The 23902-nt window shown below is 73.9% G+C and carries 20 protein-coding genes; 7 read left to right on the top strand and 13 right to left on the bottom strand.

The annotated features are described in order from the left end of the window. Positions 1-24 precede the first annotated feature (24 nt). The 3 genes from AB0F89_RS23125 to AB0F89_RS23115 form a co-directional block, all read right to left on the bottom strand. Positions 25-1338, bottom strand: a complete 1314-nt coding sequence (locus tag AB0F89_RS23125) for a sugar ABC transporter substrate-binding protein (protein WP_367127643.1) — start codon at positions 1336-1338, stop codon at positions 25-27. 121 nt (positions 1339-1459) lie between these two features. After that, on the bottom strand, positions 1460-4324 hold the full coding sequence (locus AB0F89_RS23120; RefSeq protein ID WP_367127642.1) for a beta-L-arabinofuranosidase domain-containing protein: 2865 nt from the start codon (positions 4322-4324) through the stop codon (positions 1460-1462). 417 nt (positions 4325-4741) lie between these two features. Continuing rightward, positions 4742-5254: a hypothetical protein gene (locus AB0F89_RS23115; RefSeq protein WP_367127641.1), complete on the bottom strand. Its 513-nt coding sequence runs from the start codon at positions 5252-5254 to the stop codon at positions 4742-4744. A gap of 139 nt (positions 5255-5393) precedes the next feature. Here AB0F89_RS23115 and AB0F89_RS23110 point away from each other — a divergent pair, with 139 nt between their 5' ends. Beyond that, the gene (locus AB0F89_RS23110) at positions 5394-6233 is read left to right on the top strand and encodes a peptidoglycan DD-metalloendopeptidase family protein (RefSeq protein WP_367127640.1); all 840 of its coding nucleotides are present in this window, start codon (positions 5394-5396) and stop codon (positions 6231-6233) included. A gap of 107 nt (positions 6234-6340) precedes the next feature. Here AB0F89_RS23110 and AB0F89_RS23105 read toward each other — a convergent pair whose 3' ends face one another. Together AB0F89_RS23105 and AB0F89_RS23100 are read right to left on the bottom strand one after the other, a co-directional pair. Then, a complete protein-coding gene (locus tag AB0F89_RS23105; RefSeq protein ID WP_367127639.1) occupies positions 6341-7240 on the bottom strand; it encodes a DUF6801 domain-containing protein in 900 nt (299 codons plus the stop codon). 137 nt (positions 7241-7377) lie between these two features. Next, positions 7378-7872 (bottom strand): hypothetical protein, encoded by a 495-nt coding sequence (locus tag AB0F89_RS23100; protein WP_367127638.1) that lies wholly within the window; start codon positions 7870-7872, stop codon positions 7378-7380. A gap of 470 nt (positions 7873-8342) precedes the next feature. On the opposite strand from AB0F89_RS23100, the gene AB0F89_RS23095 reads away from it, so the two are divergent. The 5 genes from AB0F89_RS23095 to AB0F89_RS23075 all read left to right on the top strand — a co-directional run bounded on the left by AB0F89_RS23095 (position 8343) and on the right by AB0F89_RS23075 (position 15226). After that, positions 8343-12473: a SpoIIE family protein phosphatase gene (locus tag AB0F89_RS23095; protein ID WP_367127637.1), complete on the top strand. Its 4131-nt coding sequence runs from the start codon at positions 8343-8345 to the stop codon at positions 12471-12473. Continuing rightward, positions 12470-12781, top strand: coding sequence for an STAS domain-containing protein (locus AB0F89_RS23090; RefSeq protein ID WP_367127636.1), 312 nt, complete (start codon positions 12470-12472; stop codon positions 12779-12781). Before AB0F89_RS23095 ends, AB0F89_RS23090 begins: the two co-directional genes overlap by 4 nt. 133 nt (positions 12782-12914) lie before the next feature. Beyond that, positions 12915-13757 carry an MEDS domain-containing protein gene (locus AB0F89_RS23085; protein ID WP_367127635.1) on the top strand — a complete coding sequence of 281 codons (843 nt, stop codon included), beginning with the start codon at positions 12915-12917 and terminating at the stop codon, positions 13755-13757. After that, a complete protein-coding gene (locus AB0F89_RS23080) occupies positions 13754-14698 on the top strand; it encodes an anti-sigma factor RsbA family regulatory protein (RefSeq protein ID WP_367127634.1) in 945 nt (314 codons plus the stop codon). The genes AB0F89_RS23085 and AB0F89_RS23080 overlap by 4 nt, the downstream gene beginning before the upstream one ends. Before the next feature lie 132 nt (positions 14699-14830). After that, positions 14831-15226 (top strand): STAS domain-containing protein, encoded by a 396-nt coding sequence (locus AB0F89_RS23075; RefSeq protein WP_367127633.1) that lies wholly within the window; start codon positions 14831-14833, stop codon positions 15224-15226. 46 nt (positions 15227-15272) lie between these two features. On the opposite strand, the gene AB0F89_RS23070 is transcribed toward AB0F89_RS23075, so the two are convergent. Then, on the bottom strand, positions 15273-16223 hold the full coding sequence (locus tag AB0F89_RS23070) for a helix-turn-helix transcriptional regulator (RefSeq protein WP_367127632.1): 951 nt from the start codon (positions 16221-16223) through the stop codon (positions 15273-15275). A 114-nt stretch (positions 16224-16337) separates the two neighbouring features. On the opposite strand from AB0F89_RS23070, the gene AB0F89_RS23065 reads away from it, so the two are divergent. Continuing rightward, positions 16338-17333 carry an alpha/beta fold hydrolase gene (locus AB0F89_RS23065; RefSeq protein ID WP_367127631.1) on the top strand — a complete coding sequence of 332 codons (996 nt, stop codon included), beginning with the start codon at positions 16338-16340 and terminating at the stop codon, positions 17331-17333. A gap of 17 nt (positions 17334-17350) precedes the next feature. Here AB0F89_RS23065 and AB0F89_RS23060 read toward each other — a convergent pair whose 3' ends face one another. The 7 genes from AB0F89_RS23060 to AB0F89_RS23030 form a co-directional block, all read right to left on the bottom strand. Beyond that, positions 17351-18019 (bottom strand): GntR family transcriptional regulator, encoded by a 669-nt coding sequence (locus tag AB0F89_RS23060; protein WP_367127630.1) that lies wholly within the window; start codon positions 18017-18019, stop codon positions 17351-17353. Positions 18020-18102: 83 nt separating this feature from the next. Continuing rightward, the gene (locus AB0F89_RS23055) at positions 18103-19104 is read right to left on the bottom strand and encodes a proline racemase family protein (RefSeq protein WP_367127629.1); all 1002 of its coding nucleotides are present in this window, start codon (positions 19102-19104) and stop codon (positions 18103-18105) included. A gap of 1 nt (position 19105) precedes the next feature. Beyond that, positions 19106-20038 carry a dihydrodipicolinate synthase family protein gene (locus tag AB0F89_RS23050; protein WP_367127628.1) on the bottom strand — a complete coding sequence of 311 codons (933 nt, stop codon included), beginning with the start codon at positions 20036-20038 and terminating at the stop codon, positions 19106-19108. Beyond that, complete coding sequence (locus AB0F89_RS23045; protein ID WP_367127627.1) at positions 20035-21447, bottom strand: FAD-dependent oxidoreductase; 1413 nt, start codon at positions 21445-21447, stop codon at positions 20035-20037. The genes AB0F89_RS23050 and AB0F89_RS23045 overlap by 4 nt, the downstream gene beginning before the upstream one ends. Continuing rightward, on the bottom strand, positions 21440-21697 hold the full coding sequence (locus AB0F89_RS23040; RefSeq protein WP_367127626.1) for a (2Fe-2S)-binding protein: 258 nt from the start codon (positions 21695-21697) through the stop codon (positions 21440-21442). Before AB0F89_RS23040 ends, AB0F89_RS23045 begins: the two co-directional genes overlap by 8 nt. Beyond that, positions 21694-22890 (bottom strand): NAD(P)/FAD-dependent oxidoreductase, encoded by a 1197-nt coding sequence (locus AB0F89_RS23035; RefSeq protein WP_367127625.1) that lies wholly within the window; start codon positions 22888-22890, stop codon positions 21694-21696. Before AB0F89_RS23035 ends, AB0F89_RS23040 begins: the two co-directional genes overlap by 4 nt. A gap of 110 nt (positions 22891-23000) precedes the next feature. Further along, positions 23001-23861 carry a DUF4253 domain-containing protein gene (locus AB0F89_RS23030; RefSeq protein WP_367127624.1) on the bottom strand — a complete coding sequence of 287 codons (861 nt, stop codon included), beginning with the start codon at positions 23859-23861 and terminating at the stop codon, positions 23001-23003. Positions 23862-23902: the final 41 nt, after the last annotated feature.

Genomic DNA, 23902 nt, shown 5'->3' with positions numbered 1-23902 from the left:
CGGGTCAGGCGCCACGTGCGCGGCCTACTGGCCCAACGCCTCCGAGACCGCGGCGTTGTCCGCCGCCAGGCTGCTCCCGTCCCCGAACACCTGGTTGCGCACCAGCGTCACCCAGGGGCTCCCGGCGGCGTTGAACGCCTGCTGGAAGTTCACCGCCATCGGCGTCCGGCTGTCGGCGGCCGCGGCGACCTCGTTGATGGCCAGCAGGCGGGGGTCCTCGCGGGTGTGCTCGTTGTTGGTCAGGTCGGAGCGCGCGACCGAGCTGTTGTTGGCCGCCAGGACGCCGACCTGGGCCTCCTCGGACATCAGCCAGGACAGGAAGTTCCACGCCTGCGCGGCCTTCTCCGAGTCCTTCGAGATGCCGATCCCGTCACCGCCGAGGAAGGTCGAGGCGCCGCCGTCGACGCCGGGGAGGGGCGCCACGCCCACGTCGACGGTCTTGTCCGCCGTGGCCAGCAGGGTCGCCGGGTACGGCATGACCCCGACCTTCCCCTGCTGGAACGCCGCCACCCAGGTGGCGCCCGTCTCGTCCTTGCTGGCCGGGTCGACCGCGCCGGAGTCCCACAGGTCGCGCCAGGTGCCGTAGAGCTGCTTGGCCGAGGGGTTGTCCAGGACGCTCTTGGCGCCGTCGTCCAGCAGCGGGTCGTCACCGGAGGCCCACATCGTGGGGAACCAGGTGAAGACGGTGCAGCCGCCGCAGTTTCCGCCGAAGGAGGTGCCGTGGACGCCCTCCTTGTCCAGCCCCTGCACGGCCTTGGCGTGCTCGGCGAACTCCGCGAGCGTCGAGGGGCCCTTCTCCGGGTCGAGCCCCGCCTCCTGGTAGAGCGCCTTGTTCCAGAACATCACCGACAGGTCGAGCACGAACGGCAGGACGTGCCGCCTGCCGTCCCGGGTGCCCGCGTCGAGGTGCCCCTTGTTGATCTCGTCGGCGTGGGGCAGCTGCCCGATCTGCTCGGTGACGTCCGCGAACAGCCCGGCCTCCGTCCAGTTCGGGAGGTAGACGACGTCGGCGGCGAACAGGTCGGGCAGGTCGCCGCTGCCCGCGGCGGCGCCGACGCGCGAGACGTAGTCGTCGTTCGGGGTGATGGTCAGCTCGACCTTGTTCTTGTGCGTCCTGTTGTACGCCTCGACCAGCAGGTTGGCCTGGAACTCCAGCGGGGCCCGGGTCCACAGGGTCAGCGTGGAGCCGTCGTCGACCCCCTCGACGCCGCCCGCCGAGACCGCGCCGGCGGGGCCGTCGTCCGAACCGCCGCAGGCGGTGAGCGCGGCCGTGGTGGCGATGGCCGCTGCGACGGCGACGAGACGCCGTTGTCGGCCGCGCGTTCGCGTCCTGATCATGGGTTGCTCTCCTGGTGTGTCGACTGTCCTCGGTGACTGTCGGGAAAGGTGTCCGGGTGGGTTGCCGCGGGTCCTGCGGTTCCGGCGACGCCTCAGGCGTAGGTCGCCGTGAACTCCTCCGTCACCGCGTCGACCGACTCGGCCCCGGTGTTGAAGGACTGGTACGCCGACTTGCCCGGTGCGACGCCCGCGACCGTGCGCGACCCGTACGTCGTGGCGATCTCGACGGTGAGGGGCACGTCACCGGTGTTGACGGCGGTGACGGAGACGTGGCGTTGGCGCCGACGCGCCGGGCGCCCGCCTCGACCCGGACGTCGAAGCGGGTGGTCGACAGCTCGCGGGCGGCGGAGGCCGCCGTGGCCACGACCACGTCCCGCTCGGCCCCGGTGAACGCGCCCGCGGCGGCGAAGGCGTCGGCGAGCGCGGTGGCCGCGGCGACGAACCGGCCGTGGTTCGCGAACGGCGCCCGGTCCCAGAGCAGGTCCAGGAACGTCGGGCCGTCGTCGCCCGGCGAGGTGATGCCCTGGACCGGGACGTCGTAGTGCGGCAGGCCGTCGTCGCGCTTGCGGTTGGGCACACCGGTGTCGGTGGAGCCGAAGACCACCGTCGGCTCCACCCGGCGGGAGTACGAGGACGCGGCCTGGCCGTCGCTGGTGCAGTAGGGCCGCAGCGCGAACCCGCCCGCGGTGAACGTCGGGTCGCCGGCCGCCGTGGCCGCGCCCGCCGTGATCGCCGCGCGGCCGTAGTCGCCGTCCCGCTTGAGGTGCCGGTACAGCGACAGCTCCCGGAACGCGCCGCCGCCCGGGTCGCCCACGACCTGCAGCAGCACCGGACCGCAGAACACCGCCTGGGTGTCGGGCCGGTCGACGGCCCGCTCGATCCGGACGCTGAACGGCATCCGGACCTCCACCACGTCGCCGCGCGCCCAGTCGCGGCTCAGCGTCACGTACGTGCCGGGCCGCGCGTCGAGGTCCTGCCGCCGCCCGTTGACGGTGACGGTGACGGTGACGCCCCTCTCGGCCCAGTCGAGCGTGGCGGGCGCGTAGAGGTTGACCCACAGCGCGCTGTCGTCCGCCGAGCGGAAGAACACCGTCTCCTGGTACTTGGTGTGGTTCTCCAGGCCGGTGCCGCCGCAGCACGTCCCGGTGTTGCCGTAGCTGCGCGTGGCGCCCGGTCCGACCGGCTGGAAGTAGGTCACCTGCGGGTCGTTGGTCCGCGTGGTGTCCGCCCGCGACCCGGCGATCATGTTGAGCAGCCCGCGCTCGTAGTAGTCCGTGTACGCCGGGTCGTGCTCGTGCAGGAACAGGTTGCGGGACAGCTTGGGCAGGTTGTACGTCGTGCAGGTCTCCGCGCCGCTGGTGGCGACGGCGTTGGCGACGTTGCCCCGGTTCTGGAACAGCTCCAGGTTGTTGTTGGAGCCGGGGTAGTTGCCGCCCGCGCCGCCGTGGGCGAACACGCGGTGCGGGACGGCCATGCCGAAGAAGTTCTTGGCGGCGGTGAAGTACTCCCGCCCGCGGCGGTTCTGCGGGGTGACGACGAGGATGTCGCGGTCCGCCACGCAGGCGTCGAACAGCGACTCGCGGTTGTCGAAGCACTTGGCGGTCGCCAGGTGCTTCGGGTCGCCGGTCAGGTGGCCGATCTCCGGGAACACCTCGTTCGCGCCGCCGAACTCGCCGCCGATGTGGAGGTCCCCCATGTGGTTGAGGTCGTCGCGGGTCAGCGGGCCCTCGTAGGCGGGGTGGTTCTTGTCGCCGACGGTCAGCGCCAGGTGCGCCCAGTCCGCCATCTCCGTGACGACTTCGAGGGCTTGGGCGTTGTCGGTGTTGCGGTACGCGTCGAGCAGGCCGCGCATGATCTTGTGCTGCGTGTACCAGGGCGCCCAGGTGTTCGTCTGCGCGTTGCCGCCGTAGACCGCCCAGCGGGGCGGGCCGAGGCGCAGCACCGCGTCCTCCGGGATCGCGCCGAGGTAGCCGGGGAAGGTCGGGACCCAGTCCGCGGCCCCGCCGGAGGTGGCGGCCACGACACCGGCGTCGCGGTTGTTGGGCGAGGCGTCTTCGAGGGTCGTGCCGCCGGTCTCGTCGAACCGGTACCAGGCGATGCCGCCGCCACCGGTGGTCCCGGCCGGGGAGTCCGGCCGGCCGTCGACGTGGAGGACGCCGGTCGTGCCCGCCGGCGTCACCGCGATGTGCACCCACCGGCCGGTGGGCAGCGCCGCGTCGCCGTCGATCCGCTGCTCGCCGCCCGAGCCGCTGGTGGTGATGATGGCGAAGCGCGGCACGTCGCCGGCGACGCCCGCGCGCGGGGTGAGGAACATGGTGACGGCGGTGTTCTGGCCGAAGTCGAACAGCCTGCTCCAGGCGGTGGGCGAGGCGAGGTCGACCCAGGCGGCGATGGTGAAGTCGGTGAGCTGGTTGATCATCTCCTGCGGCAGCGTGCAGTACTGCGCCCGGCTCGGCCCGTTGAGCCGCAGGCCGCTGCCGAACCGGCCCGCCACCCGGCCGACGGGGGGCGCGGGCTCGTCCCCGCCCCCACCCGGCGCGGCGCCCATCCGCGCGGTGATCGCCGCCTGGCACGCGGCCAGTTCCGCGACCACCCAGTCCAGCTTGTCCTTGTAGACCGCCTCTCCCCCGTCGGCGTGCGCCTGGGCCAGAGCGGTCAGGCAGTGCCCGGCCCAGTGACCGCTGAGCAGCCCGCCGTCCTCCCAACCGCCCGGCACGGCGACACCGGGCGGGTTCGGCCTGCCCGCCTGGTTGTTGAACAGCACCAGGAAGCGCTTCTCGTCGTACGCCCGCAGGAACGCCTTCACCCGGTCCCGCTCCTCGCTCAGCAGACCGGCGCCCAGCCGCACGTCGCGCAGCGGGAACGGCCGCACGGGCGCCGTCCCGCCCGGACCGGCCTGGGGTGGCAGCGCGCTCGGCGCGGCGACGGCCGCGGAGGCGTGGAGGAACAGACGTCGGTTGAACGGGAACTTGGCGGATTCGGCCACTGGGAAGCGTCCTTTCTCGCGACGAGGGTCGTGCGTGTCGTGCGGCCGGGCGCGCTGCGGGGATCGGCGGCTGCGAGGTCCGGCGGGCACCGCCCTTCGGGATCACGCCGTTCGAAATCCTTTTCGGGGATCGTGGCAACTCGCTGCACCGATGTCAACGGTGTGTTTTTGCAGGCCGAGGCGTTACGCGATCCCCACGGGTTTCGTCGGCCTGATCGCCGAGCCGAAAACTTTCGACATGATCGTTGACGACGCGGGATCAGGTCAGGGCAGCGTCAGGTCAGCGACAGGCCGGCAACGGGGCAACGGCAGGTCAGCGACAGGCCGGCAACAGGGCAGCGGCAAGTCAGCGGCGGGTCAGCGGCAGGGCGAAGCGGGGCGAGGCGGCGGCGTGCGCTCGGCGGGCCCGGGTGCGACTCAGAGGTGCTGGATGGTGAGCGTGGTCGGTCCGGCCATGCTCGCCACGCCGCCGGTCAGGCACTGGAGGGCGTTCGGCGTCACCAGGCTGACCACCTGCACCGCGCCGGCCGGGGCGAACCCGCCGGACGTGATGACCCCGGTGTTGGTGGTGACCACGGCGGCGCCCGCCGCGTTGGAGACGGCGTTGTACTGGAACTCGCTGGGCGCCACCGTCCCGCCCCAGTCGAACGTCCGCTGCGCCGGACCGGCGTCGAACAGCGTCAGGCAGGACGCGGTCAGGCTGAACACCTCCGCGTAGGTCCCGGTCACCGCGCCCGCGTTCGTGCACGAGGGGAAGACGCCGCTGACGGTGATCGTGGTCTCCCGCGCGGTGAAGGTCAGCGGCGGGTCGAAGGTGGTGACCTCGGTGCCCACGCAGACCTGCTCCACGGCCGCGGCCTGGGCCGGCGCGGCGGACAGGGCGCCCACCAGCACCACCGCCGCGCCGCCGACCAGTCGTGACAGCCTCATGGGCGAGCCTCCTCCGCGAACGGGCACACCCTGACGTCGCCGGGATCGGGCCGCCGTTAGCCGATCAGCCCGCACCCCACCCGAATGGCCGTCAGTCGCGGGCGGTGTGCGGGCGTCGCGGCGTGCCTATGTTCGGTGGATGAACAACGACTGGATCAGCAGGCGCTCCCTGCTGCGCGGGGCGGCCGCGGCCGGGGTCGTGTCCGGGGTCGTGTCCGCGGTCGGCGTCCGGCCGGGGTCGGCGGACGCCGCTGTGCCGGGCTTCTACAACCCCTTCAGCGGCTACCGGATCACCGGCACCTGGCAGGACCACCTGAACCGCGGCTCGCTCGGCGGCATCGACTACGGCGTGTCCGTCGGCACGCGGCTGCCCGCGGCGGGCGGCGGTGTGGTGACCAACACCCCGTACAACGGCACCGGCGGCCACACCGTCACCATCCAGCACGACAACGGCTACCGCACCCAGTACATGCACCTGTCCCAGTTCCTGCTCGCGAACGGCACGAGGGTCGGCATGGGGGCCGTCGTCGGGCTGTCCGGCGGCGCGGCGGGGGCGCCGGGCTCCGGCTCGTCCACCGGCCCGCACGTGCACTGGCACATGATCACCCCGGGCGGCACGCGCATCAACCCGCTCACCTACCTGGGCAGCGGCACAGGCCTGCCGAAGACGACCACCGAGCAGGACGGCGTCCCCGGCCCGCTGATGTGGAAGCGCGCGCAGAACTGGCTGCGCATCGAGCACGGCTACACCGGCCCGATCGACGGCGCGCCCGGCGCGAACACCTACGCGGCCCTGCAGCGCGCCATGCGCGGGTACGGCTACACGGGTCCGATCGACGGCGTGCCCGGCCCGAACACGTGGGCGGCCGTGCAGCGGCTGGCCGCGCGGTGGGGCTACACCGGCCCGGCCGACGGCGTGATGGGCCCCGCCTCGTGGCGCGGCTTCGCCCGTTTCCTCAACCAGGACAAGTACGACTGAGCGATCCCCGGGGCCCGACCCGTCCCGCGCTCACGGGTCGCGGCCCTCGCCCGGCCTGCCACCGGGGTCCGACGAGCGGCGGACCCCGGTGACGGGGATCGCGCGGGTCAGGCCCGCGGGAGGGTGAAGATCAGGCCCTGGCTCAGGGTCGACCGGAGGCCCTGGACGTCCCTGGTGGAGACCTTCGCCCGGTGCTGCTTGTCCGGCGTCAGCCCGGTCAGCGTCACCTGCTTCTCGGTGACCAGGCCCGTGTGCCCGCCGTCCAGGTACACGTCGTAGCCCAGCGTCGCGTTCCACCAGGGGGAGGCTTCCCAGGCCAGCGTCACGGACGTCGGGGTCGTCTCGACCACCCGCAGCCCGCTCGGCCGCAGTGGCCGCTCGGAGATGACGCCCTGCGACCACACGGTGCCCAGCAGGTCGTCCTGCGCCGGGTCGTGCGAGCAGGACGCGGTGACCGTGCCGAGGGGCGTGCCGTCGGCGCGCTCGGGGCGCAGCGTCAGCGCCAGGTCGTCGACGCGCAGGTCGTAGTAGCCCGGTGTGCTCAGGCGCTGCACCGGGAAGGCGCCCGCGGCCCGCACGGCGGTCCGCTCGGTGGTCGTCAGCCACGTGGGCGCGAGGGTGAACGCCGCCTGGGCGGTCCGAGTCCCGTCCGGGCCGATGATCCTCGCGTCGAGCGTCGCGGTGCTGTCGCCGTCCAGTCGCACCCCGCTGGCGAAGGTCAGGACCGGGCGCAGCTCGCGCAGGTCCAGGTCCACGTCGATGAAGGCGGGTTCGTGGCTGGCGACGGTGTGCTGACCGGAGCCGTAGCCGGCGTCCGGCAGGCCGCCGACGACCCACACCGTCATCCGGGCACCGGGCCCGAGGGAGGTCGTGCAGGTGTAGTCCATCCGCACCGCGGTCGTGCCCGCCGACGCCGGGCTCGCGACTCCCACCAGCGCCCCGGCGGCCACCAGGACCGAGGCCAGGGACAAAGCGGTGACGCGGTGCGGTTTCCACTGTGCGCGCAAGTTTTGCGTCCTCTCCGTTTTTCACTCGCCCACGCACAGTGTCCCGCAAACCAACCCCTACCCGGGTGAACCATTCAGACGCAGTGAGGCGGGGGCACGCCCGGCGTCGAGGACCGCGCCGATCCGAAGACGCGCCCTCACGCGCAGGCCATGAAGTCTTCCACCGTGATGGGCGCGCTGGTGCCCGAGCTGTACGCGACGGTCAACTTCCGCTGACCGGTGAAACCGCACAACAGGGTTTCGACGGTGAAGTCCGAGAAAATCGTCCGCTGCTCGCCGGCGGCCAGCGCCACGGCGCCGCTGTCGTCGTCGTACCAGGGCAGGCCGATCCTGCTCCAGTCCAGGTCCCAGGTGACCGTGCGGGCGCTCGTCGCGGTGTTGATGACGCCGAGGTAGCCGCGGTGGAAGCAGGAATCGCTGTCGCAGTTGTACCGGACGCACACCTGGTAGCGGATGGGCCCGTAGGACGACGTGCCGGAGCACTTCGGGGACGCCTGGACGCCGACGTCGACCACCGCCGGCACGGGACGACCCGCCTCGTCCGCGGCGTTCGCCGCACCGGAACCCAACGTGATCGTGGCCGCCACCGCGCACGCGGCGGCCAGCATCATTCGCAGTGCTTTCTTCAGCATGTCGCCCCTCGTCGTGATGACGTTTTCACCGCCGCCACGGACCGCCGCCAACGGATAACCGGACCACGTGGACTTCGCGGAATAGGCGGAACCGGAAATGCCGCGATTCGCTTCAGCGCCCGCGAATCGTTCCGCGGCACGCAGCAGACGCTAGCGACTTCCGGAGATCAAGTAAACGCTCCCCCGCACGACCACACTTTCGCATCAATGCCGCTGCCGCGCTGCCCGGTCATGCGATCACGACATGCACGCGTGGAGATTTCCTGCGTGAGAGCGGGCTCGACCGTGACATGGGCGGGGCTCGGCGAGGCCGCCTCCGGCCGGGCTGGGCCACCTGTCGGGGGGCAGTGTCGTGGCCGTGACTTATCCTCTCCTTCCGCCGGCACGGGTGCCGGCGGAAGGGCGGTGCTGGTTGGTCGCGGTCCTGGTGGTGTCGTTCCACCGCGGCCGCCATCGGTGAGGGGTGTCGGGTGGCGGGCTCCGGCGGGAACTGGGTCGACGTGTTCGCCGTGGACGGCGAAGTCGGGCGGAACCTCGCCGCGGTGGACTGGGAGGCGACCCCGCTCGGCCCTCGGGCGGAGTGGCCGCAGAGCCTCCAGACCGCGGTGAGCATCCTGCTGTCCTCGCGGTTCTCCATGTGGATGGCCTGGGGACCCGACCTGACCTTCTTCTGCAACGACGCCTACCGGCGCGACACGCTGGGCCGCAAGTACCCGTGGGCGCTGGGCCGCCCGGCCGACGAGGTCTGGGCGGAGATCTGGCACGACATCGGCCCCCGGATCGACACCGTGCTGGCCACCGGCGAGGCGACCTGGGACGAAGCGCTGCTGCTGTTCCTGGAGCGCTCCGGCTACACCGAGGAGACCTACCACACCTTCTCCTACAGCCCGCTGCGCGACGACGACGGCGCCGTGGTCGGCATGCTGAGCGTGGTCAGCGAGGTCACCGAGGGCGTCATCGGCGAACGCCGCATGGCGACGCTGCGCGACCTCGGCTCGGACCCCAGCGTGGTGCGCACCGAGCAGGAGACGCTGGCCTTCTCCTGCCGCCAGCTCGACCGCAACCCGCACGACCTGCCCTTCAGCCTGCTCTACCTGTTCCAGGACGACGGCACCGCCCGGCTGGCCGGGGCGACGGGCGTCGGCGCCGACCACCCGGCCGCCCAGGCGGAGCTGCCGGCGGGCGGCCCGCCCGGCGCATGGCCCGCCGACCGGCTGGCGGGCGGTGAGCCGGTGCTGGTGGACCTCGACGGCCCCGTCTTCGCCGGGCTGCCGGTCGGTGGCTGGTCGCAGGCCCCGACCCAGGCGCTGGTGGTGCCGCTGCAGCAGCAGGGCGGTGCGCCGTACGGCTTCCTGGTGGCGGGGCTGAACCGCTACCGGCCGCTGGACGAGGGCTACCGCGGTTTCGTCGAGCTGGTCGCCGGGCACGTGGCGGCGGGCATCGCCTCCGCCCGCAGCTACCAGGCCCAGCAGCGGCGGGCCGAGGAGCTGGCCGAGCTGGACCGCGCCAAGACGGCGTTCTTCTCCAACATCAGCCACGAGTTCCGCACGCCGCTGACGTTGATCATGGGGCCGGTGCAGGAGCTGCGGGACCGGTTCGCGGACGACGACCCGGTGCGCGAGGAGCTGGAGTCAGTGCACCGCAACGGCCTGCGGCTGGGCAAGCTGGTCAACACGCTGCTGGACTTCTCGCGCATCGAGGCGGGCCGGGTGCAGGCCCGGTACGAGCCGGTGGACCTGGCCGCGTTCACCGCCGAGCTGGCCAGCGTGTTCCGCTCGGCCGTCGAACGCGCCGGGCTCGCGTTCCGGGTGGACTGCCCGCCGCTGGGCGAACCGGTGCGCCTGGACCGGTCGATGTGGGAGAAGGTCGTCCTCAACCTGCTCAGCAACGCCCTGAAGTTCACCTTCGACGGCGCGATCGGGGTCGCGGTGCGGCGCGACGGCGACCACGCCGTGGTCACCGTGTCCGACACCGGCGCCGGCGTGCCCGAGCACGAGATGCCGCGGTTGTTCGAGCGGTTCCACCGCATCGACAACGCCCGGTCGCGCTCGAACGAGGGCAGCGGCATCGGGCTGGCGCTCGTGCAGGAGCTGGTGGGCCTGCACGGCGGCACGATCACCGCCGAGAGCGCCGAGGGCGCTGGCACCGCGTTCACCATCCGGCTGCCGTTCGGCCACGCCCACCTGCCCGCCGACTCGGTGGCCGAGGCCGCCGGCGCGGACGTGGTCAGCTCCACCGCCGACCCGTTCGTGCAGGAGGCGATGCGCTGGCTGCCCGGCGTGCGCGGTGAACAAGGGCTCGCCGTGGTGCCGACGACGACGCCCACCGGTGGCCGGCAGGCGTCGGGTCGGGTGCTGGTCGCCGACGACAACGCGGACATGCGCGACTACCTGCGCCGGCTGCTGGCGCCCCACTACGAGGTGACCACCGTGAACGACGGCCGGGCCGCGCTGGAGGCCGTGCGCGGCGCGGCGCCGGACCTGGTGGTCAGCGATGTGATGATGCCCCACCTCGACGGGTTGGAGCTGCTGGGCGCGTTGCGCGCCGACCCGCGCACCGCGGGGGTGCCCGTGCTGCTGCTGTCCGCCCGCGCCGGGCAGGAGGCGTCCATCGAGGGGTTGGAGGCGGGCGCCGACGACTACCTGGTCAAGCCCTTCTCCGCGGCCGAGCTGCTGGCCCGGGTGCGGGCCAACGTCGAGCTGGCCCGCCTGCGCAACCACCACGCCGCCTGGCGCACCGCGCTGATCGACTCCCTCCAGGAGGGGTTCTTCGTCGCCGACGAGCAGGGCGCCGTGGTCGAGGTCAACACCACGTTCACCCAGCTGCTCGGCTACGGCCCCGAGGGGCTGCCTTACGCCCCGCGCCACCCGTGGTGGCCCGACGAGCACGCCGACCCCGAGGCGCACCGCCGCGCCGGTGAAGCGTTCGACCGCCTCAGGGAGCACGGCTCCGGCGCCGAAACCCTGCCCGTGACCCACCGCGACGGTCGTCGGCTGTGGGTGGCGGCGTCGTTCAACCGGGTGACCGACCCCGACAGCGGGCGGCACGTGACCGTCGGCACGATCCGCGACATCACCGCCGAGCACTACGCCGTGCAGCGCAGCACCGCGCTGGCCGCGGTGAACCTGCGGCTCTCCCGCGCCGAGGACACCTCCGACGCGCTGCGGGGGGTGCTGGTCGAGCTGAAGGAGCTGTGGGAGGCCCGCCGCGTCCTCGCGGTGCTGTTCGGCCCGAGCGGCGACCCCGACGTGGTGTCCGTGGGTGGTGCGATCACCTGGGCCGAGTTGTCGTCGGCGACGCGGGAATCGCTAGGAGCGCTGCGCGCCGGACCGTTGTTGACGCCCGTCACGCAGCGGTCCGGGGTGGTGTCGGTGACGCTGGAGCACCCGCTGGGCGTGCTCGTGGTGCGCATCGAGCTGGAGGGCAGGCGCACGCCGTCCGACGAGGACCAGACCCTGCTGGCCCTGCTGGCCGGGCACCTCGGGCAGGGCCTGCACCGGATGCACCAGATCGACCAGCAGCGCGAGACCGCGCTCGCCCTGCAGCGCGCCATCCTGGGCCCGGCCCGGCTGCCCGACGGCTTCGCCGTGCGCTACGAACCCGCGAGCAGGCCGCTGAAGGTCGGCGGGGACTGGTACGACACCTTCGCGCTGCCCGACGGGCGCACCGCCATCGTGGTCGGCGACTGCGTCGGCCACGGCCTGGAGGCCGCCACCGTCATGGGCCAGCTGCGCAGCGCCTGCCGGGCGCTGCTGCTCCAGGAGCTCAGCCCCGGCCGCACGCTCACCGCCCTGGACCGGTTCGCCGCCACCCTGCCCGGCGCGATGTGCACCACCGTGTTCTGCGCGGTCCTCGACACCGCCACCGGGGACCTCGTCTACTCCAGCGCCGGGCACCCGCCCGGCATCCTGGTCACCGCGGACGGCGCCACCGAACTGCTCGACCAGGGCCGCGGCCTCCCGCTGGCCGTGCGCCCCGGCCGGGAGCGCCCCGAGGTGACCGTCTCGGTGCCCGCCCGCGCCACGCTGCTGCTCTACACCGACGGCCTGGTCGAACGCCGCCGCCGCTCCCTCACCGACGGCATCGAAGCCGCCTCCGCCGCCGTGCAGGAGGCCCGGGACGTCCCGGTGGACGACCTGGCCAGCCGCGTCATGGCCGACCTGACACCCGCGAACGGCTACGAGGACGACGTCGCCCTGCTGGTCTACCGCCACCCCGCGCCGCTGGACGTCGCCTTCCCCGCGACGTCGACCGAGCTGGCGCCGGCGCGGGCGACCCTGCGGGCCTGGTTGGACGGCTGCGACATCACCGCCCAGCAGCGGTTCGACATCCTGGTCGCCGCCGGGGAGGCGTGCACCAACGCCGTCGAGCACGGCCACCGCGACCACCCCGACCGCTCGGTCCGCCTGCGGGCGATCGCCCTCCCCGGCCAGGTGCGCGTGGTCGTGACCGACACCGGCGCGTGGCGGGAACCCTCTCCCCCCGCCGACCGGAGCCGGGGCCACGGCCTGCGCCTGATGCACGGCCTGGTCGACGTCGTCACCGTGTCGCCCGGCCCCACTGGCACCACCATCGAGATGCACGCGAGGATCGCCCCGTGACCACTGCGCTGGACATCACCACCGCCGCCCTGCCCGACGGCACCCGCGTGCTCAAGGTCGTCGGCGAGATCGACATGAGCAACAACGACGTGTTCGCCGCGGCGGTGGCCGAAGGCGTCGCCGCGGGCGCCCCGCTGGTGGTCGACCTGACGGCGGTGGGCTACCTGGACAGCAGCGCGCTGCACTCCCTGTTCGCCCACGCCGACGACATCCGCGTCCGGACCGGTCCGCTGCTGCGACCGGTGCTCACCGTCTCCGGGCTGACCGAGCTGACCACCGTGGAAGTCGTCCCCTCCGATGGTCCCTGACCTGCGAACGCCCGACACCTCGGCCTCGACTGCCCGGTGGCGGACTGGCATGGTGGACTCGACGTCCCGTCGACCGGAGCGTCACACCCGACCCACCGGTGCGCCGGCGACGAGTACCCCAGAGGTGGCCGACATGCGCCGATCAGGTCTGACGGACCGGGTGAGCGGACTGGGCGCGCACGACCACGTGTGCTGGCACTACCGCGACGGGCAGGAGTTCCGCGCCCGGGCCCGCGAGTTCCTGGCCGACGGGCTCGACCGCGGCCTGCAGGTCTGGTACGTCGCCGCCGGCGCGGTGGCAGAGCTGGCGGAGGACCTGCGCGGCGACGACTCCCTCGCCGCGGCGCTGCGGACCGGCGCCGCCCGGGTCGTCTCGCTGGACGCCACCTACCCGGTCGGGGCGGTGGTCGAGCCCGCCTCCCAGGTCCGGGCCTACGCCGACGCCACGGCGGCGGCCCTGGCGGCCGGGTTCGCCGGCCTGCGCGTCGCCGCCGACTGCACGCCGCTGGTGCGCACCCCGGACCAGCTGGCGGCCTTCGCCCGCTACGAGCACCTGGTCGACCACCACATGGCCGACCACCCGTTCTCGGCGATGTGCGCCTACTCGGCCGTCGAGGTCGACGCCGACGCGTTCGACCGGATCGCCTGCATGCACCCGGGCACCAACAGCCCCTCACCGGGCTTCCGGCTGCACGCCGCGGGCGACCGGGTGGTCGCGCTGGGCGGTGAGCTGGACCTGCACAACGAGGACCTGTTCGCCCTCGCGCTGCGGCAGGCCGAGCTGCGCCCGCGGGGCGGGACGGTGGTGCTGGACGCGCGGGAGCTGGACTTCGTGGACCACCGCGCCCTCATTCGCCTGTCCTCGCACGTCGCCGCCTTCGACTCGGAGGTCGTGCTGCGCTCCCCGTGGACGGGCGTGACCACCCTGGTGGACCTGCTCGGCCTGGACAACATCCGCGTGGAGGCCGTCTCGTGACGACCACCCACGCCGACGCCCCGGGCGGTTTCGTCCACCCCGCCGTGTTCTACGCCTCCGACGAGGACTACCTCGACCTGCTGGTCCCGTTCATGACCGACGGCCTCGAACGGGGCCACGCGGTGGCGGCGGCGGTGCCCGGCGCCAGGGTGCTGCTGCTGCGCGACGCGCTGGGCGACGCCGCCGACGACGTGCTACTGCTCGACATGCGGGTCGAGGGCCGCAACCCCGGCCGGATCATCCCCGCGGTGCTGCGCCGCTTCGCCGACGCGCACCGGGACGCGCACGTGCGCATCGTCGGCGAACCGATCTGGGCCGGCCGCACGGACACCGAGTACCCCGCCTGCGCGCAGCACGAAGCGCTGATCAACTTCGCCTTCGCCGGGCGCGACGTCACCATCGCCTGCCCCTACGACACCACGGCGCTCACCGAGGACGTCCTCGCCGACGCCCTGGCCACCCACCCCCTGCTGTGGGACACCGCCCGGCGCTCCGACAGCGACCGCTACGCCCCCGCCGACGTCGTCGACCGCTACAACCGCCCGGTCGCCCCCGCCGCGGAGAGGTGCACGCTGTCCGTCACCACCACGGCCGGCATCCGCGACGCCCGCCGGCTGGCCACCGCCGAGGCGCGGCGGCGCGGACTGCCCGACGAGCGCACCGGGGAGTTCGCCCTCATCACCACCGAGCTGGTGACCAACAGCCTCCGGCACACCGGCTCGGGCTGCCTGCTGACCGTCTGGAACGACGCCGACCACCTCGTCTGCACCGTGGAGGACACCGGCCGGCTGACCGACCCGCTCGCCGGGCGCCGGCCCGTCGCCCCCGGCCAGGAGGGCGGCCGCGGCCTGTTGGTGGTCAACACCCTCGCGGACCTCGTCCGCGTGCACACCTGTGACCAGGGCACGGCCGTGCACGCGTTCCTGTGCCTGGCCGGGTAGCCGCCGGGGTCGGGGACTCGTCATGTGGCCGTGACAGGCGGAACCTACTCTGTGTGGTGGTCGACGCGACCGCATCGGGGATCGAGCGCGCAATTCATCGCCGTTGACACGGCTTCGAGGGGAAGTGGACCGATGGGCCACCAGGGTCCTGGCGCGACCGCGGCGGTGGCGTCCGCCGTGGTCGAGGGCGTGCCGGTGCTGCACGTCACCGGCGAGATCGACATGGACACCACGCGGGCGGTGCGCCGGGACCTGCTGGAGTGGCTGGAGGGCGCCGGCCCCGCCGCGGTGCTCGACCTGACCGGGGTGACCTTCATGGCCTCCAGCGGCCTCGCGCTGCTGGCGGAGATCGACCAGCACACCGAGCGCTCGGGCACCGCGTTCGTCATCGTCGCCACCCAGCACTCCGTCCTGCGCCCCCTGCGCATGACCGGCATGGACGAGGTGTTCGACCTGCACTCCGACGTGCGTGACGCCGCACTGGCCGTGCGCGGGGCTTCGGAGGACACCGCGGACTTGCAGCGCTGACGCGCGAAGTGCTCGAGCCGCACCGGTTCCCGGCTTCGCCCCGACTTCAGCCGTACCGTTCGACGAGTGCTTCGCCGATCGACGCCAGGCGGTCCCGCACCTCCTCGGGGCCGGTCACCTCCAGCCACTCGACCAGCCCGGCGAGCTCGCCGGCGAGCGCGTACTCGTTGTAGCCGCGGATCACGACCTCGACGCGGCCGTCGGTCGTGGGGCCGCCGACCTCCAGCCGGTCGCGGAGCACCATCCGGAGCCGCGCCAGCCCGTCGGGCGCGCAGGTCGCCCGGGCCTCGAGGGGCGTTCGCCTGCGGTCGACCTCGTCGGCGATCTCGCGCCAGCTCGCGGCGAGGTCGAAGTCGTCGGGTCGGCGCACGGGGTCGCCGGTCGGGTCGGCGGACGACACGCGGTCGACCCGGAAGGTCCGCCGACCGGCCTCGGTGTCGCAGACGAGGTACCACAACGGGCCCTTGGCGACGACGCCCAGCGGGTGGACGGTCCTCTCGGTCCCGGCGCCGGTGCTGTCGACGTAGCCGAGCCGCACCTGGGCGCCGCGGATCACCGCGTCCTGGAGCTGGTCGAGGAAGCGGGGCGGCGGCCGGTGCTCGACCCGGCTCGACCCCCACCGCTGCGGGTCCACGACCAGCGACGACGCCGCCGCCTCGGCCTGCGCCCGGAAGGGCTCCGGCAGGGCGCGGACGAGCTTGCGCAGCGCAGCTTTCACGGTCGGCGTCGCGGTCGAGGCCGGACCGGCGACCAGGAACAGGGCGCGGGCCTCACCCGCGGTCAGCCCGGACAGGTCGGTGCGGGCGCCGCCCACGAGGCGCCAGCCGCCGCCCCGGCCCCGCGTGGAGTAGACGGGCACACCGGCCATCGCCAGGGCGTCGAGGTCACGGCGGGCGGTGCGCTCGGACACCTCCAGCTCCCGGGCGACGTCCGCCGCGGTCAGCTGCTCGCGCTGTTGCAGCAGCAGGAGGACGGCCATCAGCCGGTCGGCTCGCACACCGCCGAGACTCCCACAGCAAACCGGTCACGAGGTGGCCTGTTTCGGCGACACGATGGTCACCTGACCGCATCGGCCGCCGGCTGCGACCCCGAACCACAGACAGGAAGTGCGATGTCCGACCCGATCGACTTTCCCCGGCCCACCCTCGTCCCCGTCAACGGTGTGGAGCTGGAGGTCTTCGAAGCGGGCCGGGAGAACGCGGGACGGCCCGTCGTGCTCTGCCACGGCTGGCCGGAGCACGCCTTCTCCTGGCGCCACCAGGTGCCGGCGCTGGTCGCGGCGGGCTACCACGTGATCGTCCCGAACCAGCGCGGCTACGGCAACTCGTCCCGCCCGGCCGAGGTGGCGGACTACGACATCGCGCACCTGTCGGGCGACCTCGTCGCGCTCCTCGACCACTACGGCTACGAGGACGCCACCTTCGTCGGCCACGACTGGGGCGCGTTCGTCGTCTGGGGCCTGACCCTGCTGCACCCGGGCCGGGTGAACGGCGTGGTGGCGCTGAGCCTGCCCTACCAGGAGCGCGGGGAGACGCCCTGGATCGAGTTCATGGAGGCCGTGTTCGGCGCCGACTTCTACTTCGTCCACTTCAACCGGCAACCGGGCGTCGCGGACGCCGTGCTCGACGAGCACGCGGCCCGGTTCCTGCGCAACGCGTTCCGCAAGGACGTGCCCCCGCAACCGCCTCAGCCGGGCATGGCGATGATCGACCTCGCCAGGGCGGAGGCGCCTCTCGGCGAACCGGTCATGAGCGACGGCGAACTGGCCGTCTTCATCTCCGCCTTCGAGTCGACGGGCTTCACGAGCAGCATCAACTGGTACCGCAACCTCGACCGCAACTGGCGCCTGCTGGCCGACGCGGACCCGGTCATCCGGCAACCCGCGCTCATGATCTACGGCGACCGCGACACGATCCCGAGGTTCGAGCGCCTGCCGGAGTTCGTGCCCGCCGTGGAGGTGGTCGGCCTGGACTGCGGCCACTGGATCCAGCAGGAGAAGCCGGCCGAGACGAACCGGGCGATCCTGGAGTGGCTGGCCCGGCAGGCCGCCGCCCGGGGCGTGTCCGGCAAGGGCGCCGGGCTCCTCCGCCTCCGCGACACCCCGTGACCCGGAGCGGAGTGGCCTCAGTCCTCGGAGTTGCCGCTCCACCAGCCGAGCACGTGGCCGATGTGGGCGGTCAGCAGCGCTTCCGCCCCCCGACCGTCCCGGGCCTCCAGGAGGTCGACCAGGCTGTGGTGCTCGGCGGCGGACCTGGCCAGCTCGGGCGTGCCGACCATGCCGGCCAGCCCGACCATGCGCGTCTGCTGGCGCAGGTCCTCCACGATCGCGACGAGCCGGCGGTTGCCGTGCAGCTCCAGCAACCTCAGGTGGAAGGTCAGGTCGGCCGCCAGGTAGCCGGCCAGGTCGGCCGCCGCGGCGGCGTCCACGATGGCCTGGGCCTTCACCCGCAGCTCGGCGGCGGTCGAGGGCTGCAACGTCCGGGCGATCTCCCGCATCGGCGGCGCCTCCAGCTGCTGGCGCAGCCGCACGATCTCCCACAGGTCCTGCTCGCTGACCTCCGTGATGCGGAAGCCCTTGTTGCGCACCACGTCGACGAACCCGCGCTTGCGCAGGTTGAGCATCGCCTCCCGCACCGGGGTGGCGGACACCCCGAACCGGGCCGCGAGGGTGGGCGCGGTGACCAGGGTTCCCGGCGCCAGCTCACCCGAGACGATGGCGGCGGCGACCGCGTCCTCCACCGAGCCGCGCAGGCTCGCGCCCGCGGCCACCGGGTTGATGGTCGACGGACCCACCTCCGCAGCCTCCCGCTGTCGTGGACCCGCGGCGCCGGGTCGCACGGCGCCGACCTTACCCCTGACCTGCGGGTCGTCACCCGTCAGAACTCGAACCCCGCCGGGTACGGGTCGGTCGGGTCGAGCAGGTACTGCCCCACCCCGGTCACCCAGGCGCGGCCGGTGATGGTCGGCACCACCGCGGGCCGCCCGCCGACGGTCGTCTCGGCCACCAGGCGACCGGTGAACCGGCTGCCGATGAAGGACTCGTTGACGAAGTCCCGCCCCAGCGGCAGCTCGCCGCGCGCGTGCAGCTCGGCCATCCGCGCGGACGTGCCGGTGCCGCACGGCGAGCGGTCGAACCAGCCGGGGTGGATGGCCATCGCGTGCCGCGAGTGCCGCGCGTCCGAGCCCGGCGCGATGAACTCCACGTGGTGGCAGTGGTCGACGCCCTCGATCTCCGGGTGCGCGGGCGGCGCGGAGGTGTTGACGGCGTCCATGATCGCCAACCCGGCGGCCAGGATGTCGTCCTTGCGCGCCCGGTCGAACGGCAGCCCGACCTGGTCGAGGTCGACCATCGCGTAGAAGTTGCCGCCGAACGCCAGGCTGTAGCGGACCGCGCCGAGCCCCGGCACCTCCACCACCTCGTCGAGCCGGTCGCAGTACGACGGGACGTTGCGCAGGGTCACGCTGTCGGCGTGCCCGTCGCGGACCGCCACCTCGGCCACCACCAGCCCGGCCGGGGTGTCCAGCCGGATCGTGGTCACCGGCTCGGTCACCTCGACCATGCCGGTCTCGACCAGCACCGTGGCCACCCCGATCGTGCCGTGCCCGCACATGGGCAGGCAGCCGGACACCTCGATGTAGAGCACGCCGAAGTCCGCGTCGGGACGGGTGGGCGGCTGCAGGATCGCGCCGCTCATCGCCGAGTGGCCGCGCGGCTCGTTGACCAGCAGCCGCCGCACGTGGTCGAGGTGTTCGACGAAGTGCAGCCGCCGCTCGTTCATGGTGGCCCCGGGGATGACGCCGACGCCGCCGGTCACCACCCGCGTCGGCATGCCCTCGGTGTGCGAGTCGACGGCGGAGAACATCCGCGACGCGCGCACCTCAGACCACCTCGGCGGTGCGCGACGCCTCGATGCCGGCGACGGCCCGGCGCAGGTCCGCCCGCACCCGCGCGGCGTGGTCGGCGGTGAGCGGGCCGCGCGGCGGGCGGCACGGCCCGCCGTAGCGGCCGACCTCGTCCATGCACAGCTTGATCGCCTGCACGAACTCGGTGCGCGAGTCCCAGCGGAACAGCGCGACGAGGTGCCGGTACAGCTCCCTGGCCTCGGTGAGGCGGCCCGCGAGCAGGTGCTCGTAGAGGGCGGCGGACTCGGCGGGGAAGACGTTGGGGAAGCCCGCGAACCAGCCGACGGCGCCGTCGGCCATCAGCTCGAAGAGCACGTCGTCGGCGCCCACGACCACGTCGACGTCGCACAGCTCGGCGATCTGGAAGAGCCTGCGCACGTCGCCGCTGAACTCCTTGACGGCGGTGACGTTGGGCAGCTCGGCGATCTCGGCGACCAGTTCCGGCACCAGGTCGACCTTGGTGTCGATCGGGTTGTTGTAGATCATGATCGGCAGGCCGACCTCGTCGATCCTGGCGTAGTGCTCGACCACCTGCGCGTGGTCGGCCCGGTACGTCGTGGGTGGCAGGGCGAGCACGCCGTGGGCGCCGTCCTCGGCGGCCAGCTCGGCCCAGTGCCTGGCCTGGTGCCAGCCGGGACCGTGCACGCCCGCCACGACGACGCCTCGGTCGCCTACCGCGGCCACGGCGACCCTGACGACCTCGCGGCGCTCGGCGTCGGTCAGCGCGGAGTACTCGCCGAGCGAGCCGTTGGCGCCGATGCCGTGGCAGCCGTTGGCCATCAGCCAGTCGCAGTGCTCGGCGTAGCGGTCGAAGTCGACCTCCAGGCCGGCGGGCGCGGCGGGGTTCTCCTTGAACGGCAGGGCGGTGGCGACGACGACCCCGCGCAGGGATGCCGGTCCGGAACTCATGGGACGTCCTCTCGGTTGCCGGTGCGGCCGTGGTCGGCCAGCTCGCCGAGGCGCAGCGGCACGGCGATGGGTCGGTTGGCGGTGCGGCCCGGGTCGAGCACGCCGGTGAGCAGGTCCTCGACGGTCCGGCCGCAGGTGCGGCCCTGGCACAGGCCGAGGCCGGCGCGGGTGGTGAGCTTGAGCGAGCGCAAGCCCCGGGAGCGGGTCGACCCGGCGGCCCGGCGCAGGGCGCCGGCGGTGACGTCCTCGCAGCGGCAGACCACCGTGGTGTCGTCCAACCAGGACCGCCAGCCCGGCCCGGTGGCGTGGGCGGCGGCGAGCCGGGTGGCGAACTCGCGGAAGACCGCGCGGCGGCGCAGTGCGGCGGGGGCGGGTTCTCCCCCGGCGGCCACGGCCCCGGCGACCAGGCCCTCGGCGAGCGCCAGGTCGACGCCGCCGATGCCGGTCAGCTCGCCCGCGGTGAGGACGCCGGGCACGGAGGTCCGCTGCCGGTCGTCGACCTCGACGGCGCCGTGCCCGTCGAGCGCGCAGCCCGCCGCGATGGCGAGTTCGGCGCGCGGGACGAAGCCGTGGCCGACGCAGACGGCGTCGACCTCGATCCGCCGCCCGGAGCCGGCGACCGGCGACCAGTCGGGGTTCAGCCGGGCGACGGTGACGGCCTGGACGCGGTCGACGCCGTGGGCGGCGACGACGGCCGCGCCCGTCCGGCAGGGGACGCGGTGCGCGGCGAGCACCCGCAGGTAACCCGCCAGCTCGACGGCCTTGCCGCCGACGCCGACGCCGGCCAGCCGCCACGGCTTGGCGCCCCAGCCCTTCGCGAGCCGTGCCGGACCGGAGGCTTCGACCACGCCGACGACCTGCGCGCCGACCCGGATCAAGCCGGCCACGACGGGCAGCAGGAACGGGCCGGAGCCCGCGACGAGGACGCGCCGGCCGACGGCCACCCGCTCGCCCTTGGCCAGCGCCTGCGCGGCGCCCGCGGTGAAGACGCCGGGCAGGTCCCAGCCGGGGAACGGCAGGGTGCGCTCGTGGGCGCCGGTGGCCAGGACGAGCGCGGCCGGGTCGAAGGTGCGCTGGGCGCGGTCCTGCCCGTCGGGCTCGCCGACGAGGGCGTGCACGAGCGGGGGCATGCCGTCGCGGCGGTCGACGGACCACACGTGGGCGTTCGTGACGACCTCGCAGCCGGGGTCGCGCAGCAGGGCGGCGCGCAGCGAGACGAAGCGCTGCCAGTGGTGGTGCCACTCCCCCTCGTCGGGGTCGGCGCGCCCGGCGGGCGGGTGCCGCCAGTACTGGCCGCCGACGTCGTCGTCGGCTTCGAGGAGGACGACCCGCTCCGCGCCGTGGCGGCGGGCGGCGAGCGCGGCGGTCATCCCGGCGGGTCCGCCGCCGACCACGAGGACGTCAGGCACGGTCGTCCTCCTGCAGCTCGACGCGGTCGCCGTCGACGGCGCGGCGCAGGCAGGCGCGCACGTCGCGCAGGCCGTTGACGGTGACGACGCAGTCGAAGCAGGCGCCGATCCCGCAGAACACGCCGCGCGGCCGGCCCTCGCGGGTGCGGCGCCACGAGGTGCGGCCGGAGGCGAGCAGGAGCGCGGCGATGCTCTGGCCCGCCAGGCCCGCGACGGGCGTTCCGTCGACCTCGACGTGGATGTCCGTCATCGGGCGGCGCCTCCGAGGTGCGGGAGCAGGGTCGGGCGGTCCAGCCGGAACGCGGCGGCCAGCGGGTCCTCGCCGGGCCCGTCGCGCACGACCTGGCCGCACAGCACCTCGGCGGTGGCCAGGCTCAGGCCGATGCCCGCGCCCTCGTGCCCGGTGGCGTGCCACAGGCCGGGCAGCCGGTGGTCGGGGCCGATCACCGGCAGGTGGTCGGGGACGAACGGGCGGAAGCCGCCGTACGCGCGCATGACCTGGACGTCGGCGAGGAACGGGAACAGCAGCAGCGCCTTGGCGGCGAGCGCGGCAAGGACCCCCGCCTCGATCCGCTCGTCGAACCCGCGCCGCTCGCGGGAGGAGCCGATGAGGACGGTGCCCGCCGCCGTCGACTCGACCACGCCGGACACCTGCAGGTCGGCCGCGTCGGAACCGACCGCGCCCACGTAGTCGGCGTCGTAGACCTTGTGCCGCACCCGCTGCGGCATCCGGGAGGTGACGAGCACGGTGCCCCGCCGGGGCGCGACCGGGAGCACGACCCCGAACCGCGCGGCGACCGCGCCGGACCAGGGGCCGGCGGCGAGCACCACCGCGTCGGCGGGCAGCGCTCCGGCGGTGGTCGCGGCCCCGACGAGCCTGCCCCGGTCGAGCACCGGGCCGGTGACCTCGACGCCCTGGAGCACCCGCGCGCCGTGGCGGCGCGCGGCGGCGAGCAGCGCCTCGGTGGCGACGACCGGCTGCACCTGCATGTCCTCGGGGTAGAACACGGCCGCGGTGCGGTGCGGGGTGAGGTCGGGTTCGAGTTCCCGGACGCGGTCGTCGCCGACCGCCTCGGCCCGGACGCCGACGGCGCGCTGGGCGTCGGCCAGCTCGTGCAGCGCCGCCGCGCCCGCCTCGGTGGTGGCGACGACGAGGCCGCCCTTGCGCTCCAGCTCCAGTCCGGGGAAGTCCGCGGGCAGCTCGTCGCGCAACTCGTCCTCGACGCGCGACCAGGAGGCGAGCGAGCGCCGCGCGAGCGCGAGTTCGGCGCCGGGTTCCTTGTCGGAGACGAGCAGGTTCCCCTCGCCGCTCGCGGAGGCGCCGCCCGCACTGGCGCCGCGGTCCACGACGGTGACCGCGACGCCGGCGCGGGCCAGGGCGCGGGCGATCGCCGCGCCGACGATGCCCGCGCCCACGACGACTACCCGATCGGGGGCGACCACGTCAGTACCATGTCACATGACTCCAGGATTGAGGAAGGGCCAGGGTTTTTCGTCCCGCCCGCCCCATTTCCCGCGTCAGTGCAATTTCACTGAGCCCCAGAGCCGTCGGGTCAGTCCCACCAGAAGGTCCACGAGTGGTCGTGCAGGAGGCGTTCGGCGTAGCCGGCGAGCGTGTTCGGGGGTTCGCCCTGCCAGACGTTGTCCGGGCAGAGGGCGAAGTGCTCGGCGGCGACGGCCATCGCGCTCGCGAGCGTGGTCGGCGGGGAGGCGACGCTCAGCACGAGCGTGGCGAACCCGACGCCGACGACCCGCGCGCCGAACCGCTCCTCCCAGCTCCGCAGCACCGCGGAGACCTCGGCGGTGTCGCCGGTGTGGTTCGTCGGACCGACCCACCCGGCGGTGGTCAGCGCGTCCGCGCCGCGGTCGGCGGCGACCAGGCCGAGGCGGATCGACGGGTGGCCCGCCACGAGCTGTTCGGCCAGGCCGTCGGCGACGCGGTCGGGGTCGGCGCCGAGCGGCGGGGTGAGCGCCAGGCCGGGCCAGGTCCGCCCGAACGGCGCGGTGACGGCCGCGCGCTCGGCCGGGGTCAACGCGTCGTCCGGGTCGTCCGCCGTGTTGTCCGCCCACCAGCCGGCCAGCAGTTCCTCGGCGACGTGGTCGCCGGGCGAGGACATCTCACCGGGCAGCACCTCGCCGTTCCCCCACGGGCGGTACTCGTCGTCCTCGTCGTCCAGCGAGTCCAGCAGCAGCGGCCACAGACCCGATCGGGCGTGCTCCGCGCGCAGGCGCTCCCACAGCCCCGCGGGCGCGGGGCCGTCGCTGAGCCAGAACGCGGGCCGCCCGGCGTCGTCCTCCTCCTCGGAGGTGATCGACCGGCCGGGCGGCAGCGGGACCGTCAGCGCTCGGCCGGCGTCGGCGCCGTCGGCGAACAGCGCCCGCAGGTCGGCGGGCAGCGGCGGTTCGGGGATCATGGCGAGGATCGTAGGGGGGCGGGACCGGTCCCGCGGTGCGC

This window comes from Saccharothrix sp. HUAS TT1, assembly GCF_040744945.1.
GTDB lineage: Bacteria > Actinomycetota > Actinomycetes > Mycobacteriales > Pseudonocardiaceae > Actinosynnema.
The sequence above is the reverse complement of the archived record's forward strand: the minus strand, read 5'-3'. Positions and strand labels throughout refer to the sequence as shown.

Coding starts and splice junctions, on each gene's coding strand:
- AB0F89_RS23125 (WP_367127643.1), bottom strand. CDS start 1,338: ATGATCAGGACGCGAACGCGCGGCCGACAACGGCGTCTCGTCGCCGTC.
- AB0F89_RS23115 (WP_367127641.1), bottom strand. CDS start 5,254: ATGAGGCTGTCACGACTGGTCGGCGGCGCGGCGGTGGTGCTGGTGGGC.
- AB0F89_RS23110 (WP_367127640.1), top strand. CDS start 5,394: ATGAACAACGACTGGATCAGCAGGCGCTCCCTGCTGCGCGGGGCGGCC.
- AB0F89_RS23100 (WP_367127638.1), bottom strand. CDS start 7,872: ATGCTGAAGAAAGCACTGCGAATGATGCTGGCCGCCGCGTGCGCGGTG.
- AB0F89_RS23085 (WP_367127635.1), top strand. CDS start 12,915: ATGCGCCGATCAGGTCTGACGGACCGGGTGAGCGGACTGGGCGCGCAC.
- AB0F89_RS23075 (WP_367127633.1), top strand. CDS start 14,831: ATGGGCCACCAGGGTCCTGGCGCGACCGCGGCGGTGGCGTCCGCCGTG.
- AB0F89_RS23065 (WP_367127631.1), top strand. CDS start 16,338: ATGTCCGACCCGATCGACTTTCCCCGGCCCACCCTCGTCCCCGTCAAC.
- AB0F89_RS23050 (WP_367127628.1), bottom strand. CDS start 20,038: ATGAGTTCCGGACCGGCATCCCTGCGCGGGGTCGTCGTCGCCACCGCC.
- AB0F89_RS23040 (WP_367127626.1), bottom strand. CDS start 21,697: ATGACGGACATCCACGTCGAGGTCGACGGAACGCCCGTCGCGGGCCTG.
- AB0F89_RS23030 (WP_367127624.1), bottom strand. CDS start 23,861: ATGATCCCCGAACCGCCGCTGCCCGCCGACCTGCGGGCGCTGTTCGCC.